This is a genomic window from Brucella pituitosa, assembly GCF_965577835.1.
Taxonomy (GTDB): Bacteria; Pseudomonadota; Alphaproteobacteria; order Rhizobiales; family Rhizobiaceae; genus Brucella; species Brucella pituitosa.
Window position 1 is genome coordinate 559,434 of the sequence record NZ_OZ264094.1, and the last position, 15,635, is coordinate 575,068.

Genomic DNA, 15,635 nt, shown 5'->3' on the forward strand with positions numbered 1-15,635 from the left:
GCTTTATGTTAGGCTGGCTAATTCAAATGACATTTTCATTTGCGGAGAAGACGAATGTCACAGCACAAGATTTACACGTTTTTGCTGACCGCGGACCTTGCAGCTGCCGAAACCTGGTATACGAAACTGTTCGGGCGCGGACCGGATAACAGACCAATGGGCACACTTGTTCAGTGGGAGTTGTTCAATCAGGCCGGAGTAGGAATTTCGACGGATGATGAAATCGCCAGGCGAGGAGCAATTTTTCTGATTGTCGACGATGTTGCTGCCGAAAGGGAAAGGTTGCGGGGCGTGGGTATCGTCCTGAGTGAGGACATCCCGGGTGATTACTCAACGCTGGCACAGGTGCGTGACCCCGACGGTAATCTGATCACCCTCGCGACGCCGCCGTCATCGAATTATCCGTCAGCATAAATTCGATCAGTGGCTGCTGGGTTGAAAACGGTCATGCTGCGTCAGGCGGAAAAAAGCGGATGCTTTACCGTTCCATGCCCCGCGTGAACTCACGTACTTCCCGTAAAATCCAGTGTCGGAACGCACGCACCTTGGGATGGTCCTGATTGCCGATCCTGTAAATCAGGTCGTAGCCCCATGCGACTTCAAGCTTTGCTTCCGGGAAGAGTGATATCAAGCGACCGGCAGCAAGGTCCTCCGCGACAAGTACACTACGACCGAGCGCAACACCCATTCCCCGGACGGCCGCATCGATGGACATGCTGCCATGGCTATATCCCGGGCCGCGCCCGCCAGGGTACGGCAGTCCCATCATTGCAAACCAGCTCTCCCATGTCGTGTTCATGCCGATTTCGTGGATGAGCTGACATCTGGTCAGTTCTTCCATGAGAGCGAGCCCGCCCATCTTGTCGCGATAATCGGGGGAACACACCGGCGAGACCGTTTCGTTCATGATCCGCTCAGATGCGGCGAATGCGTAATCCCCATCTCCATAGCGCAACGCTACATCGACGTGACTTGTCACGAAATCGACGGGTGCATCGGTCACTTCCAGATGGATATCAAGGTCCGGTGAGGATGCGATCAGGCGGTGAAGGCGCTGCGTCAACCACTTGCTGGCAAAGGAAACGCTACAATTCACGATAAGCCGCGATGTGTCGCTTCGTCGCCGTAACTCCTCCGCCTCACGCGCCAGTTCCGACAAGAGCCGCGTCACGGTGCTGAAAAAGGCCTGACCCGCATCAGTCAATTCGATCCTGCGGGTCAGGCGGCGAAACAGTGGCACGCCCAGATAATCCTCCAATGCCTTGATCTGACGGCTCACGGCGCCGTGGGTCAGGTGGAGCTCCTGCGCTGCCAGCGTCATGCTCAGCCGTCGACCTGTTGCCTCGAAGGCCTGGAGTGTTTGAAGCGGGGGAAGACGGTCGGTAGACATATGCGTGAACTTTTCTCACACATTCTGTGAGAACAAATGGTTTGTCTCTGGGGATAATCTCCAACTACATATGACACAGTCGCAAGCCAATGCCAATCCGCGAGGCTCCAGGAAGTGTCTCAGAACTCATTTGACCTCACCGTCACGCCGCAACCGCTCACCTCGATTGGCTCCCTATCGATGAAGAACCTTGCAGCCATGCTCCTGTTGGCGCTGATGTGGGGACTTTCGATCCCGATCACCAAGCTTGGACTTGGCAGTGTCCCGCCCATGACCTTGACGGCGCTCCGCTTCATGGTGGCTGTGCCGCTCATGATGTTCCTGGCTCGACGCGAACTTCGGGTTCCTGCAACAGCAGTTCTTCCCATTATCGGTCTCGGCGTCATGGGCATCACGCTCGGCAACGTTGCACAGTCCTTCGGTGGACAAGGCACGTCGGCCTCAGTTGCGACCATCCTCTCGGCAACCATTCCGCTGTTCATCGTCATTTTGGCGGCTATTCGCTTCAAGCAGGCGGTCACGCCACTGCAATGGTGCGGTCTGCTTGCCGCCTTCGTTGGAATTGCCCTTGTCGCAATCGGCAGCGGGCCGGGTGTCGACGACATGTCGAGAACCACTATCTCCGGCGTTGTTCTGATCCTGATCTCCGCGGCCGGTATTGCGATCTACTATATCTGGAGCGCTGAACTGACACAGAAGTATGGTCTGATGCCTGTCGCGGCCTGGAACATGCTGGTCGGGCTTATGACTGTATTGCCGCTTGCTGGCTGGGAAATGTCCGGGCAACCGTTCAATATCACAAATGAGCTCCTGGCAGTTATCATCTACCTCGGCGTCGTGGTCACCGTGATTGGCCTGATCCTGTGGCTCTATTTGCTGAAGACGATCCCCGCGCGCATCGCCGCAAGCGTACAATATCTGCAACCAGTGTTCGGCATCAGTGCCAGCGCCTTTCTGTTTGGTGATAGACTCGGGCTTTTGTTCGCGGTGGGCGTCGCCCTCGTTCTGGCCGGGCTTGCCCTTGCTGCGTCTGGAAAACGGGCACGCCTTTGAACGGTCGGACCGCTTTGCGCCCTCATTCCGGTCATTCGAACAGTCGGTACCGAATACCAATAGCAGACACTTACCGGCGCATTTTCAGGCCGCGACATCCATATACTATTTTTAGCGATGTCAGACTTTTGCAGGCCTCGATGCACTCGAACCTGCTGACGCATCTGAACGGCTAGGACGGGAATTACTCGGGGTCGTACTTCAGCGATTGGCGCGGTAGTCAAACGCGGCTGAGGATAAATCATTGCAGAGGTCGGCGTTCGTCGGTATCGGCGATTAAGAAATGCCTTTTGCTACCTCGCAAGCAACCTCCTCGTTCATGCTAGGCCGATGAACAGGGGCGTAAAATCCAGCGTGGTCTGCAACCGATATCGAGACGTTTCTAAATGCTGCTTGTGCCGGCAAGGCGCTTTTGATCACGTCTCCCGCAAGCTCTTTAGACTTGGGCGCCCATAGATTTGCATGCAGACGCATAGGGAGATGAGGGATTGGCGTGGGATCCCAACTTGCGCGTTCGTGAACCACCATACCATCCACCGACCAAGTTATCCGATCTGGCCTCCAGTCGATCGAATAGAGATGGAAATCGAGTGTGCTATCAAACCCAAGATCGACATAGCAGGGAGTGCCGCGATACCCAAAGCTGAAAGAAGACCCTTCCTCCCCTGGGTTGAAGTAAACATTCACGAGCATTCGCCTAGGATCTCCACCGAGCAACTCGATATCGATTTCCTGCCGCGGACCACTGCGATGCAGGAAAAAGCCAGTGATGAGACCTGTACCAGCGGCAGCTTTTATCTCAGCCTCGAATCGTCCGTGGCCGAAGTGACGTGTCGATGCAAGCGCGCCAGAACGATATGGCCGGCTGCCACTTGCATCCCCTTTAAATCGAATGACCGAACCTGTGCTGCCGTAGCTGACTGCTTCATGAACGAACGATGCCAAATTGCCGGGGAAGGTCTCAGCGACGCTTACGAACCAAGGCGACGCAGCCTCCAAGTCAGCATCAGCAGAAGGTGTAAGGTTAGTTTTAACTAGAGTTCGCTCCGGCGCCCTCGGCCAATCAGGTCGTGGGGGAAGAACCCAAGGTGAGTCATCCATCAGGCCCGGTCGCCCTACAGGTGGCAACACTTGCGAAGATGATGTCTCGGGCCGCCCAGCTCTAAACATCCGGAAGCTGGTTGGTGCCCCCATCGGAAAGTCCTCTGCGGGAACGGCGATTTGAAGAAAGGAGCACAGTGTTTCCCATGTCGCTTTGGCTGCAAGCACCAAAGTGCGGGCTGCAGGCAAAGCGGCCGCGTCAATATCATGCGACTGCGCAGCAAGTTCCTCTATTATAAAACTGCACCTACCTCGCTGAAACAAAGCCGCAAGCGCGGCTCTGGTCAATCGTGCGTTGATCAGAGCATCAAACGAAGCCAATTGGTCTGAAAGCTCGCTGGCGTCGATGGCGCCGTCGTTTGGATCGATCACGCGAACACGCAAGCCCAGCATTGATAACGCCATAGCCAGTGACTCGCATTCACCGTCCGCTACCCATACAAGGACAGGGCTATTTCCGTTGCGGCCACGAAACACTGTGGCTGCTGTAGCATCCACGATGCCGGCACGCGCGAGAAAAGGCAGCATCGAATAAGAATTGTCGGAGCCCTCTTGCCTTTGCAGGATTGCCGGCGAATTTAGAGCGAGGGCACCGAGCTCCTCGAAGCGATAGTTGATCCACATGTCTACGGGGCCAACGACCGGCATGGTCCGTAGAAGTGCCGCAGCTCCTTCTCGCGACAGAACGTACCCCGATAGGAACCAAAGTCCGCGTACTGGCCTGAAAAGGTGTTCATCAACCTCCTCCCGCTGCGCAGAATTTCCTGCATCGGAATAAGACAGGTATAGTAAAGTCGGCCCACCCTTTGTAACACATCGATCAATAGCAGCACGCCAGCCATTGCTGATTGCAGCGGATGCACCTAGGCGAAACCAGACGTCGTCCTCAAGAACCATTGCGTATTGTTGGTCTCCCTCAGCTATGCGCTTCCACACCTCAATGTGAGAACGGGCAACGGCAATTTCCTGCCGTGTCATGCGTACAGGCTCGTCGACGTCAAAGGTGGCGGCCAGCCTAGCGTCGGGTTGCACGAAGAGCTGATCTGCGATGCGATAGTTCGGATCGACATCCGCTGTCGCAGCCACCGCGCGCCCATCCCTGGCGTCGACGGCAGCGAGACGTATTACTAGGTCGGTGAGCACACGACCGTCAGCAGCACGGAAACGAGCAAGTTCACGCATGACACGGCGCCAGCGGTTTGGCTGCCGGTCCAGGTTGATGACGTATATACCCGCAATCTGGTCAGCTTTGTTTCCGAAGGCGGAAATGCGGCGGCCTGGAATGGCTGTTGCCAGAGCACGGAATATTCGAAAAGCCAATCCACCGATTGCGCCCGAGGCATCATGAAGGTTCATATCATCTACCTCAGAAGCCTGAACCATCGACGTTGCGCCAATTGCGGGCGTCTGACCGATAGGAGAGATCCCATCTCATTTCAGCAATGCTGTCCCAGTCGAAAAGAAGGTCGAAATCAATTTCTTTCCCTTTTGCAATCAACTCGCAGGCATGTGAGGCCAACACTGCGGTGATGTTTCCGGGGCCTGTGGTTTCTTGAATTTGAGGAAGATGGTCGTCCCCTAGAAGTCGCGCGGTTGATCTTGCCAAGGCTTTCGCGAGTATTGGATGCCCAGCGGGTGCGGCGATCGGGTCATTATTTACATAAAAGATTTGCTGATCTGACGAGCGTCCCGCTGTCAGGAAATCCAGTACAGGTACCATCCTGGATGTCAATGTATCGTAGCAAAGCGGCTGTAGCTTCAGCCGTCCGTTGCCGAAAATGCGCTTCCAGCCGTCACCGAGGAGGATGTCGTCGGCATCTACGTAAAGCCCACCTTCGATGAGCAAGTAACACATTCGAAAAAAGTCGCTCTGCATCGCTGGATGTCGGCATCGAGCGAAAGCTTCCACCTCCTTGTTGGTGAACTTATCCGCGATATAGTCGAGCGCAGATTGCTTATCGAACAAGAGAAGCGAGAAGCCTTCGTCTAACAACGGGCTCCAACTGTCGAGGCACACCTTAACATCCTGAGGGATTTCAGTATGGTCATCCCAGTATCGGACTAGGTTTTTGGCAATCACGGTGACGGATGGCAAAGTCCTTGATGTGGCTTCCCCAAGCTGTCTCAGCATTACTTCCCTCACCAGGATGGACCTGAGCCGATGGTCCTCTTCAAAACCAATCGAGTAAACTTCAAACAAGCTCATCTCTCCCTCTGGAACTGGGCGTCATAAGGTATCATGCATTATTGGTCCCGGGCCGCGTTTGCGGCTGATCGGAGAAACGCTTGGTAGGTGGTTGAGGCCTTCAGCAGATAGGTCTTCCCCTCGAGAACGAAACCGTCAAGATTATGATGGGTAACGTAAGTATCGAGATCGGATAGGTTATTTATAAATCCTTTGCCGTGGAAGTTCAGCGACGTGTTACATAGGACTCCGTACCCGGTGCTTGCCTTAAACGCGGTCAAAAGATCGTAGATCGCGCTGTTGCTGCTGCGCGTCACGGTTTGGAGGCGGGCAGTGCCGTTGACGTGTGTCACGGCAGCAAGTGCATCCGTTGTTGCGCGGTAGGTGAATAGCATGTGCGGGCTGTGGTGATCGCAGCCGAACCATCTGTGGGCATCCTCCTGCAAGCACAACGGCGCAATCGGACGGTATTGCTCGCGGTTCTTGATTTCATTCAACCGAACTCTCGTGCGCTCCTTGAATGGGGCAGCGAGGATTGATCGGTTGCCCAATGCCCGCGGGCCAATCTCATAATTCCCGTTTGCCCATGCCAAAATTAGGTCGTTTGCCAACAGGCTGGCGATCTCCGAACTGTCAAAATCTCTGATGTCGTACTGACTTTTATCAATCTGCCCCCGGTGATCGAAAGGCAGACCAGAATAGACAGTCCACTCGATTGTAGGACTACCCGTGAAGTGAAGCTGAGCGTCGATCGCGGTCCCGATAGCAGAACCCGAGTCGTTCGCTACAGGAGTAACGAAGACGTTTGAGAAGAACCCAGTTTTTTGCCATTGTGAATTCCAGTCGCAATTGAGGCCGCAGCCTCCGGCGATAATCAGCGGTCGTCCACTCTTCATCTTTTCAACGGCAAAGCGATAAAACCTATCGAAGATCGCGTCGCTGTAAATTCCTGCGAAATTTCGAAACTCGGGATCACTCAGACCGACGTTTAGATGTGGGGCATTTTCCAAGCCATCATAGTCGCTAAGCTTCCGTGACGGGCCGTCGAGCAGGAAGCTCAAAAGTTTGCGCTCGGCGTCGGATGGCTCATCTCTTGTCGAAAAAGAGGCGAGGGCCATCAGCTTCCCTGCATCTGATAACCGCGGATATGGCTCATCCTTGGAGAAGGTTGGATCCGCCAAGCCATAGAGCAGGCCATACCGATTGCCTGGCTGATCCATCACCTCCCCTACGAGGGTCACGTTGAAATCGGGATCAACCTCATAGAATGCGCCGATCCCACCTTCCCAGACCAACACGTAAACAGTGTTCTCAGGCACAAAACCGGACATGCCCAGAGCACAAAGCACATGTGAGCGTTCATGCGTGGAGGAAAAGTAGTGTGTCCGTCCCTGAAAAAAACGTCCGCGTTGGACGATAGACAGTTCTCGTTCAACACCCCGGTATCCTGAGTTATGTAGGGAACCAAAAAGGTATTCGTGGTGATCGCTTGGCCACCAACCGCCCCGGCAGATGACGTCTGGCATTTCCCCGATCTGGCCAAGGGCATCAAGGATGTGCGGGACTGAGAGACTGGAATTTCGGTAATGTGAGTCTTTTTCCGCCTCGATCGAAAATACGAGTTTCGCGTCTCTGATATAGGCGATGGCACCATCGTGGCCTGGATTGTATGCAAGTATTTTCAAGAAGCCCCCCCGAACTGATTCCTACTTAAGTAGGATTTGTCCAAAAGATTAGGTGAGGCTCCCTTCCCCATCAAGTTGATTTTTTAAGATATTGTCGTTGTCTGACTTTCGATAACATCGAACAGACACGCTATTGCGCAATTCATTCAAGTCTAGAGCGAGGCGTGGCCAAAAAGGGTTAGAGGATGACGCAGATCGCGGCAGTCATGCAGTTTTTGAATACAAACACCGGCGCAATTACCGGCTTGGCGACTGTTGCGCTGCTTTTGGTGACCGGTTGGTACGCATGGACCGCTCGTGCACTTCTAAAGGAAGCGCAGCAAACCAGGCTGATAGCAGCAGAACCAAGGGTAGTCGCCTATCTACGTGTTCACGACGTCCACAGCAACATCGTCCAGCTTTGCATCGCCAATTTGTCTTCAACTGCGGCAACCGGCGTTTCGGCTTCTGTCGATAGGGTGACAGACTGGCCGTCTAAGTTCGACTTTGGCGACATCAGAATGCTGGGCGACTTGAGTTTTCTCATGCCCCACGAAGTTCTGCGGTTTGACCTCGGACAAGGTCCTGAGCTGTTTCGCGAAGGTGAACCCGCGGTGTTCAAGGCTGCCATAAAGTACGAAAGCCTTGATCGCCGTGCCTTCACCTTTGAGAATACGCTCAAGATTGAGAGTGTTGCAGGCTTCGGTAACTGGCGTGTCTATGGGATAGATGACGTCGCTCGGCGCCTCGATGAAATTTCGAAGTCGCTGTCAGGGATTGCAAGTGGCCGCAGGCTCAAGGTGGACACATTCACCACTGCTGATCGCCAACAGGAAGATAGGGCTTATCGAGGGAGCCGCCACCCAAGAAAAGACTAGGGTCAGAACACTTTGCAGAAGGTACCGCCATGAGTAAGCTTCTGCTGTTATTGCTCACACCTTCATGTCTAAAAGCAATCGCCTTCGCTGCAGTGTTCTTCTTCTGGATCAATCAGTCTTGAACCAGGCAATGGCGGGCCTTGGTCAGGTTGTCGCTATCCCACCGGTGGCCCCGATTGCCGCCCTTCCGCTCACGGTCCCGCAAATTCTCGTGCTGATGCGTTCTCCTGAAGGTCAATAGTGGCCAAAGGAGAAGTCAAATGGGTACTGCACAATATGATCCTGCCGCACTGGATAGGCCAGCCTGGAACGCTGGCCGAAAGGTTGGCGTGAAGAAGCCGCTGAAACAGTGCCAGATTTGGGCGATTCGCTTCTTCCTCGATAGCGTGGGGCGCATGAGAGACCGAGCCTTGTTCGATCTCGCGATCGACAGCAAGCTACGAGGCTGCGATCTGGTCAAGATCAAGATCGGAACCCTCGTCATGGGACAGGAAATCCGAACACGTTCCATGATCATCCAGCAAAAAACTGGCCGCCCCGTGGAATTCGAGATCACACCTGACGTCAGGGCGAGTTTGCTTGCTTGGCTCGAACGGAGAGGAGTAACGGTGGATGACTATGCTTGTCCCAGTCGAGTCGATCACAGCGATCATCTGAGCACTCGTCAGTATGCCAGGATGGTCGATGAGTGGCTCACCGCAATCGGGCTGCGACGCGAAGACTACGGCACTCACTCGCTTCGGCGCACAAAGGCCGCGATAATCTACAAGGCGACGGGCAATCTTCGAGCAATCCAAATCTTGTTTGGACACACTAAGATCGAGAACACGGTTAGGTATCTCGGTGTGGACATTGAGGACGCGCTGGAATTGGCAGAGCATACAGATATTTAACAAAAGCGGCCCCGCATCGAGCGGGGCCGTGCATCTTAGAATAAGGGGATATGCGTCTTTTTTCGGACAGGTCGGCAGGACAGGTTGCATTAGAAAAGCGGGCATAAAACGAGGGCAGATCCCAATGTCAGGCCGTCGCATTTCTCGATGTGCTGAAAAATGCTCGGTAGCCTCGATAGACTGAGACCTGTCTCACTCGCGTTTCAAATGCTCCCATTCACCAATCAATGATCTGTATCTTTCACGAAACACTGTCTCTTCATCGCCCAGCAACGGTGTGGCTCGTGGGGAAAAGAAGGTCTTTCGAAGTGGGTCAATGATGCGCATGTCATCTGGATCGAGGTTTGTCAGCGCATGTTGCATCACCCACAGCCCCAATCGTCCGCCCTCTTCAGAGAGGGCGGGTTCTTCGCTAAAGTAGGCATATACGACACGGGTGTATTCGCTTCTCACCATTGCGTGCAGGGCGTCCCGTATTCGGATTGTGCCACCTGACTCTTCGATTCGTAGGTTGCCGTGCACGCTTTGGGGGATGATCTCAACCAGTTCATTTGACCAACGCAATTTTGCGCTGAGAAGTTCCAGAACGCCGTCTTTCAGCAACGGGTATAGTCGCTTGAGCCGTTTGTTCGACTCTATGCGGGCATCGGTTAGTTGTGCAAGATCACCGTTGTCCGAGATATGCTTCTTCACATCTGACCAGAAAGCCCCATGGAAATCTCCACCTTGGCTTCGGTTGCCGCCTGCCTCTTTCTTGCGGTCAAGACGGATATCCTCTTTTAAAATAGAACGCCGTAACGGAGGTGGCGCATAAAATAATTGCAGTGCTTTTCGAAGAGGAATATCTAGAACAGACATGCGACCCCACGTTTCTCAGATTAAATCATAATATCACTTCAATATTTCTGTAGATGCAAGAGGGCGAGCTCGTATCTTCAGCCCCATAATCTGGTTGACAGACAGAGAAGCTATTCAGGGACGTATTCTTGCAAAATTTGGCTGTTCACTTAACGCCCCTCATCTTGGCCATCTAGATGCGTCAACGCTAATCTCGAAAGCCGCCACTCGTTCATTCGATGGTAACTAAACGAGGGGATATATATTGCTTAGCTGAACCCCGCTCCGGCTGTTTCCATCAAGTTCGATGACACGAAGTGGGCGCACTTGCCCTTCCGGCGTTTCGACCAAGCCGATGTTCGCGAATTTCTCGATAAGATGACGCGCCAAGGCTCGGCTGGAAGTGGTGATCACCATGTTGACCGACTGGCTTTCTTCAATCACCGTGGTGCGAAGAATATCGAGCAGGCCGACCCGGTTAAGATCATCAAGGTGCGCCACCGGCTCGTCTAGGAAAAATGTTCCGCCGAGACTTCGCGCTCGCGCCAGAAAAAGTGCGAGAGCCAGGTCCTGTCGCTGCCCTTGGCTGAAGTCCTTGCCCGGGTCCAATTGCGCGTCGCCGGCATGTGCCAACCAATGAAGGAACTCGCTCTCCTCGCCGAGATTGATGCGGTCATATACCCGGTTGGCGTGCATGCGAGCGAACAGCGGGTTCACGACCTTGGCAAGATCCTGGACCTGCCGCTTGCTGATTGTTGTATAAGTATCCTGGAACAATGCCTGCGCCCGCGTTGCGGCGGCAATACGCGCGGTCATCCGCACAAGCTGGTCCTGCGCCGGTTTAATGGCGGCGCGAAGCTCGTCCAACTGCAAACGGCGCGCTTCAGTTGTCCAGGCCGCCCGTGCACCTTGGATATGCGCGTCGGCCCGGGTCAGCTTGTCCTGCTCATCCGCCAACTTTGTCTTGAGCTGTAAAAATGCCGCCTCGCTCCACGGCTGTTCCGGTGCGGCGACGTCCCACAGGGCCTGGATTTCGGCCAGCTCGCTTCCCTTCGCCGCTAGCTGCTCGCGACAGTCGCGCAAGCTCTGCTGGATTCCCGCATATTCCGCGCGCAACCGATCCCGCCGCATTGCGGCATCCTCGCTGGTGCGGGCCAATCCCGCCAATTGAAGCTGCAATACATGATCGCGTGCGCCAACCTGAGCGGAGACGCGTTCGACTAGGTCGGATAGCGGTGCTTGGTCCAGAACCAACTGCGCCGCGTCCGTAGGGAGCATGGTGCGAAGGAGCGCAATCTCTTCGTCAAGGGCGGCAAGCGCGTCGGCAATGTCGAGGCGAACGCGCTGCAGACCCAACTCGCTGGCAGAAACCGACGCCGGCAGTCCAGCATTCTGCAGCGAAAATGCATGGCGTTTCGCAGCATCCGCAAGCGTTGCCCGCTCGCGGTCCAGCGCGGCGAGCCTCGCATTTGCAGTGTGCGCGTTCTTTATCTTCTCGGACGCTATTCGGGCCGATTCTGTAGCGGCCTGCGCAACCGCTTCGGCCTGACTTGCAAGCTCGGGGATAGTCGCAAGTGCCGCTGAGATCGCAGCGCGCAACGCGTCGGCTGTCAACCAGTCGTGCGCGCATACCGGACAACTGCTTGCCTGATGGCCATGGTCATGTGCGAGCACTTCGCGTGCCGCCGATTGGAGCCTGGATAGGGGCGCAGCCGCGGCGTCGCGCTGTCGGTTCGCAGCTGCCGCGCGGCGTTCCGCATCGGCCGCCTCGGCCCGAAAACTAGCTAGCGCCGCCTCGGAGACGGTGGCGACGCTGGCAGCCTCACGCTCGACGTCGAGCAGCCGTAGCCGTTCGGCTTCTCGTTTAGCCTGTTCTAATCCGCCAGAAAGTTCAGTCAACACTGCGCGGCGCTCGGCACGCGCATTGGTGGTCCACCCTGTCTCGGGCAAACCGGCGCGCAGACCGCCAAGCGTCACGGGGACATGATCAAACATCAACGCGTGGTGTATGATCGAAAGCATCGCGGCACTCCGCCGCGCTAGGCGATCACCGGCAGCCGCGAGCGCCCGGCTCGCCGCGGTGACACTCTGGCGTTCGGATTCAATCGCGGCGACCTTGGCGGCAGCTGCCTGGCCGTTTTTGCCCATCTCGGCAAGCTCGGCATCGAGCTTCAGTTCTGTTGCTCGTGCTGCGGCAACTGCTTGCTCCAGCGCGACGCGGCTGCTGCGGCGAACATCGACCGCGCCCAGGGCGATGCGGCGGCGCTCGTTCTCATGCCAGCCGCGTCGTTGCAGAGCTGTGAGCGCCTCCAGCCGGTCGGGGAACGGTGCATCGGAAGGGGGAATATCTGTTGAAGACGGTACGAGCAGAATCTCAGCTTGTGCGGCCTCACCGATCGCTGACGCCGCCGTCGTGGTCGGCGACGCATTGCGGTCGAGTTCCTTCTCAATCGCATCCGCCTCAGCCGAACGTTGCTGGATTAGCTGAACGCGGGCGCGCAACCGCGATGAAAGGTCCGTCGCATACTTCCCGAACTGCCGTTCGGCATCGAGCAAGTGCCGAATCCCCAATAGGTCAGCAAACACCTGTGTGCGCCGCTCGATGGTCTCGTCGTCCGTGTCGACCAGAGCCGCCAGCGCCTCCGCGCTCAAAAACCGGGTGCCCTTTAGCCATCGCTGGCGTAAGTTGATTGCGGTCAGGTGGTGTGCCTCATTGGCAGCGGCGGCCGGCGCCAGCAGCGCAAGCAGATCGTTTGGCCGCTGCGGCACCTCAGTTCCATCTATGTCGAACGCGGCCGGGGATTGGCTGCCCACAGCGTTGCGCGAAAGTCGATAGGCTTTTCCGCCGACCCGGAGATTGGCTGCGACGCGCGGCTTGTGCTCCGGCCCCGCGAACTTTGAGCGCAACACCTCGGCGTCGAAATCCCTCTTGTCCCTCAACCGGTCGACCTGACCCGTCAGCAGCCACTCTGCCGCTTCACACATCGTCGTCTTACCAGTCCCGTTGGGTGCGAACACCAGCGTCAATGGTGCGCGCAGATCGAACTCAAGCACTTTGCCGATTCCTCGGAATGCACCCACAGTGAGCGACGAAAGGCGGACGCCGCGGGTCATAGCGTTTCGTCCTGAAGCAGTGTGGCCGACATACCTAGCGCGGCGAGGTCGTCCCACACCGCCTGGGCTTCACTGTCAATCTTGGGCCACACCAGCTCACCGCCACCCGACGGCATCGTGTCGGGTAAGCCCACGACAGTCACGTCAGCCACTCGCAGCCACGTGCCCGCGTTCTCTTCAATATCAGCTTCGCCCGCCGGCCATATAAGGTGCTTGCGGCAAACCTGCGAAGATAGTTCGAGGCGCCGAGCGTCCTCGCTGGCATCTGCTGTCGGTGCGGACGGTAAAGCAAGCACAAGATACCCGTCGATCGGCCCACGCGACTGCGCCTCGCCGCGTACGAGTATCTCGTCGAACCAGCCTTGGCCTTCACGGGCGGCTGCAGTAACCCCCGTAGCATCGCTCGAACCACACGGCCAAAGGACAAGTCGGGCATAGCGAGAGGTCCATAATGTTGTACCTGCAGGGACCGCGTACTCGCCCGCTGCGACAGGCAATCCAGCCTGCTGCAGACCTACCTTCGCGCAAAGCTCGTCGAGCTGCGCCACCGCGAGGTTGAGACTACCGTCGGCATGCTGTATTTCCGTCATTCTGTAACATCCTTGGCAAAGCATGCATTTATTTGCCCGAGTAACGTCGCGACGCGCTCGGTATCGGCGTCCTCTTCGAAATCAGCATATACATCTGCGACGTTAGCGAGACTGAGGCCGGCGACTCTCCGAAGGCTTTGCGCCGTAGTAAAGTCGTCTTGTCGTGAGGCTAGCGATCCACCTACGGCCAGCTCGGTGCCCGACGAAGGTGCGGTGCTGATATCGTCGCGACGGTCCTGCGGGATTTCGCCCCCATCCAAGTCTCCATTAGGTCCAGCGCCCAGCACAATTAGATCCGGATGTTCGCCACCGGGGAGCATGCGCCACGCGGCAAGGTCACGCCGCATCGCTAGCCGCGACTTGTGGGGCGACCGCCATACCAGCAGATGTTTCTCATTCGCTAGTCGAAGTTGACCCGTCAGCTTGGGGTTCGCCTGCCAAGAGATTCCGTCGATCGATTTCAGCGTGGCCACGGCGTGGATGCCCGTTTTGAGAGCGGCGCTCGTCTCCGCAACATGGAGCCCGTCAGGATCCTGCGGCCGTCCGGGATCAACTCCATTTAACGTTGCGTGGAGCAGCGCCGCCGGCGTGGGCTCTGCCCCTGCATGGAGCTGCTCGACAACAAGGTTAAGCCCAAGCTGAAGGCGCGGCGCTGCTGTGGCAACAGGAGGATAGCGGCGCAGGAAACGCGCAAATTCACCCGCCTCATGCGACCGTGCTGGAACAGTAAGTGCGGCGAGCCCGGCATTGCCGATCGGGCAGCTCATATTGCCGCGCCATGCGAACTTGCCCTTGACTGGAGTGAACGGTCCCCACGTAACGTATCCACTGGTTACGCAGGGTTCTGTGACTCGGACCACCCCCCCTGTGATACCCATGTCGTTAAGAGCACGCACTGCCGGCAGATTGCATTGGCCCTTGGGTAGTGCATCGAAAGGAACGTAAAGGCCGCTCAAACTGCGCCACTTGTCATAAGCTTCATCGGCCTTCGGCGCATCCGCAGCGATGTTGCACAAGGCGACGGCCCCTGGCCGTCCGGCGAGAACTGTGTTGAGCAGTGAGTTCACTGCGGCCACCCAGTTGACGTTGTATCCCCACTGTAGCAGCGATCCAACCACCAATGCGGGTCGATCAGCGGCAGTCGTGCCGAGCGCCTGCTGGATCCGCGCTTGCGGCGAACCCGCATTCTGTGCCGCCGGTTGCAGCAGATCAGCACAGATCAGCGGAAATATATCGCTGTCGGCGAATGCAAGATGGATAATGGCACGGCCTTCCTGAAGATCGGGCAGGTTCACCGCTTCGACCGACTGCTCCAGCACATTCTTGAGATATGCAATGCAGTGCGTGGTTTCGCCTGGCGTATGAAGCCAACACCATCCGCCATTGACCCGCTGGATATCGCTGATCGCGCCGTCAGCTTGGCGCCAGCCAAGGTGCCGTTGCGTGGCTTCACCCACACCTAATACCTGCCAGTCAAGTACCGACTGACCTATTGTCGCGCCAAAACCGGCCAAAAGGATGATCGGGCGGGTCGCCGCACGAACCAGTGCGTCGATCTCAGTCCAATCCGTCGAGCCAAATGCATATTCGGGCGCGACGACCAATACTGGATCCGCACCTGGGATCATGCGCTGCAACGCTGGCACAGCATGATCAGGCCCCCCCACCAGCAGATCGCGCAATGTGCCGATCGCCAGCGGCCGGGAGTGATCGCCATTGACTGCAGCGACAGACGGCGGCAACTGCAACAGGCATATGCCAAGACGGTTACCCGTCAGCAGTGACGCGGCGACTTCCACTCGTGTGACACGTTCAGTATAATGGAAAGTAACGTTTGGCACGTTGCGGGTTTCACTCACTTCTTCTTTTCGGTACTACCTTAATGGGTTAAAAAATGTACGTCATGCGAAATTTGAAGCCGAGTTCTCAT

The 15,635-nt window shown here is 56.5% G+C and carries 13 protein-coding genes; 5 read left to right on the forward strand and 8 right to left on the reverse strand.

The features are described 5' to 3' along the window. Nucleotides 1-54 precede the first annotated feature (54 nt). Entirely contained in the window at nucleotides 55-414 is a 360-nt protein-coding gene (locus ACSME1_RS21890) for a VOC family protein (protein ID WP_105707789.1), read from the forward strand. A gap of 64 nt (nucleotides 415-478) precedes the next feature. Here ACSME1_RS21890 and gcvA read toward each other — a convergent pair whose 3' ends face one another. Beyond that, nucleotides 479-1,390: a transcriptional regulator GcvA gene (gcvA, locus tag ACSME1_RS21895; protein WP_105707790.1), complete on the reverse strand. Its 912-nt coding sequence runs from the start codon at nucleotides 1,388-1,390 to the stop codon at nucleotides 479-481. Nucleotides 1,391-1,588: 198 nt separating this feature from the next. On the opposite strand from gcvA, the gene ACSME1_RS21900 reads away from it, so the two are divergent. Beyond that, the gene (locus tag ACSME1_RS21900) at nucleotides 1,589-2,443 is read left to right on the forward strand and encodes a DMT family transporter (protein WP_435655795.1); all 855 of its coding nucleotides are present in this window, start codon (nucleotides 1,589-1,591) and stop codon (nucleotides 2,441-2,443) included. A gap of 276 nt (nucleotides 2,444-2,719) precedes the next feature. On the opposite strand, the gene ACSME1_RS21905 is transcribed toward ACSME1_RS21900, so the two are convergent. From ACSME1_RS21905 to ACSME1_RS21915, 3 genes are read right to left on the reverse strand one after another with little or no spacing between them, the layout of a single operon-like run. Beyond that, nucleotides 2,720-4,900 (reverse strand): family 16 glycosylhydrolase, encoded by a 2,181-nt coding sequence (locus ACSME1_RS21905; RefSeq protein ID WP_105707865.1) that lies wholly within the window; start codon nucleotides 4,898-4,900, stop codon nucleotides 2,720-2,722. A 10-nt stretch (nucleotides 4,901-4,910) separates the two neighbouring features. After that, on the reverse strand, nucleotides 4,911-5,750 hold the full coding sequence (locus ACSME1_RS21910; protein WP_105707793.1) for a glycosyltransferase family 32 protein: 840 nt from the start codon (nucleotides 5,748-5,750) through the stop codon (nucleotides 4,911-4,913). Between the two features lie 38 nt (nucleotides 5,751-5,788). Then, nucleotides 5,789-7,414, reverse strand: a complete 1,626-nt coding sequence (locus ACSME1_RS21915) for a carbamoyltransferase C-terminal domain-containing protein (RefSeq protein ID WP_105707795.1) — start codon at nucleotides 7,412-7,414, stop codon at nucleotides 5,789-5,791. Nucleotides 7,415-7,599: 185 nt separating this feature from the next. Here ACSME1_RS21915 and ACSME1_RS21920 point away from each other — a divergent pair, with 185 nt between their 5' ends. The 3 genes from ACSME1_RS21920 to ACSME1_RS21930 all read left to right on the forward strand — a co-directional run bounded on the left by ACSME1_RS21920 (nucleotide 7,600) and on the right by ACSME1_RS21930 (nucleotide 9,164). Next, nucleotides 7,600-8,271, forward strand: coding sequence for a hypothetical protein (locus tag ACSME1_RS21920; protein ID WP_105707796.1), 672 nt, complete (start codon nucleotides 7,600-7,602; stop codon nucleotides 8,269-8,271). 118 nt (nucleotides 8,272-8,389) lie between these two features. After that, nucleotides 8,390-8,512 carry a hypothetical protein gene (locus ACSME1_RS21925; RefSeq protein ID WP_435655504.1) on the forward strand — a complete coding sequence of 41 codons (123 nt, stop codon included), beginning with the start codon at nucleotides 8,390-8,392 and terminating at the stop codon, nucleotides 8,510-8,512. Nucleotides 8,513-8,531: 19 nt separating this feature from the next. Continuing rightward, nucleotides 8,532-9,164 (forward strand): tyrosine-type recombinase/integrase, encoded by a 633-nt coding sequence (locus ACSME1_RS21930; RefSeq protein ID WP_435655505.1) that lies wholly within the window; start codon nucleotides 8,532-8,534, stop codon nucleotides 9,162-9,164. A gap of 192 nt (nucleotides 9,165-9,356) precedes the next feature. On the opposite strand, the gene ACSME1_RS21935 is transcribed toward ACSME1_RS21930, so the two are convergent. The 4 genes from ACSME1_RS21935 to ACSME1_RS21950 all read right to left on the reverse strand — a co-directional run bounded on the left by ACSME1_RS21935 (nucleotide 9,357) and on the right by ACSME1_RS21950 (nucleotide 15,564). After that, on the reverse strand, nucleotides 9,357-10,022 hold the full coding sequence (locus ACSME1_RS21935; protein WP_105707800.1) for a hypothetical protein: 666 nt from the start codon (nucleotides 10,020-10,022) through the stop codon (nucleotides 9,357-9,359). A 225-nt stretch (nucleotides 10,023-10,247) separates the two neighbouring features. Next, nucleotides 10,248-13,115 carry an ATP-binding protein gene (locus tag ACSME1_RS21940; protein ID WP_105707802.1) on the reverse strand — a complete coding sequence of 956 codons (2,868 nt, stop codon included), beginning with the start codon at nucleotides 13,113-13,115 and terminating at the stop codon, nucleotides 10,248-10,250. Further along, nucleotides 13,112-13,705, reverse strand: coding sequence for a hypothetical protein (locus ACSME1_RS21945; RefSeq protein ID WP_105707804.1), 594 nt, complete (start codon nucleotides 13,703-13,705; stop codon nucleotides 13,112-13,114). The genes ACSME1_RS21940 and ACSME1_RS21945 overlap by 4 nt, the downstream gene beginning before the upstream one ends. Beyond that, nucleotides 13,702-15,564, reverse strand: coding sequence for an ABC-three component system protein (locus ACSME1_RS21950; RefSeq protein WP_146113587.1), 1,863 nt, complete (start codon nucleotides 15,562-15,564; stop codon nucleotides 13,702-13,704). Before ACSME1_RS21950 ends, ACSME1_RS21945 begins: the two co-directional genes overlap by 4 nt. Nucleotides 15,565-15,635: the final 71 nt, after the last annotated feature.

Excerpts from the sequence above, each read along its gene's own strand:
- ACSME1_RS21900 (WP_435655795.1), top strand. The coding sequence starts at position 1,589 with ATGCTCCTGTTGGCGCTGATGTGGGGACTTTCGATCCCGATCACCAAG.
- ACSME1_RS21940 (WP_105707802.1), bottom strand. The coding sequence starts at position 13,115 with ATGACCCGCGGCGTCCGCCTTTCGTCGCTCACTGTGGGTGCATTCCGA.
- ACSME1_RS21930 (WP_435655505.1), top strand. The coding sequence starts at position 8,532 with ATGGGTACTGCACAATATGATCCTGCCGCACTGGATAGGCCAGCCTGG.
- ACSME1_RS21920 (WP_105707796.1), top strand. The coding sequence starts at position 7,600 with ATGACGCAGATCGCGGCAGTCATGCAGTTTTTGAATACAAACACCGGC.
- ACSME1_RS21945 (WP_105707804.1), bottom strand. The coding sequence starts at position 13,705 with ATGACGGAAATACAGCATGCCGACGGTAGTCTCAACCTCGCGGTGGCG.
- ACSME1_RS21905 (WP_105707865.1), bottom strand. The coding sequence starts at position 4,900 with ATGAACCTTCATGATGCCTCGGGCGCAATCGGTGGATTGGCTTTTCGA.
- gcvA (WP_105707790.1), bottom strand. The coding sequence starts at position 1,390 with ATGTCTACCGACCGTCTTCCCCCGCTTCAAACACTCCAGGCCTTCGAG.
- ACSME1_RS21910 (WP_105707793.1), bottom strand. The coding sequence starts at position 5,750 with ATGAGCTTGTTTGAAGTTTACTCGATTGGTTTTGAAGAGGACCATCGG.
- ACSME1_RS21935 (WP_105707800.1), bottom strand. The coding sequence starts at position 10,022 with ATGTCTGTTCTAGATATTCCTCTTCGAAAAGCACTGCAATTATTTTAT.
- ACSME1_RS21890 (WP_105707789.1), top strand. The coding sequence starts at position 55 with ATGTCACAGCACAAGATTTACACGTTTTTGCTGACCGCGGACCTTGCA.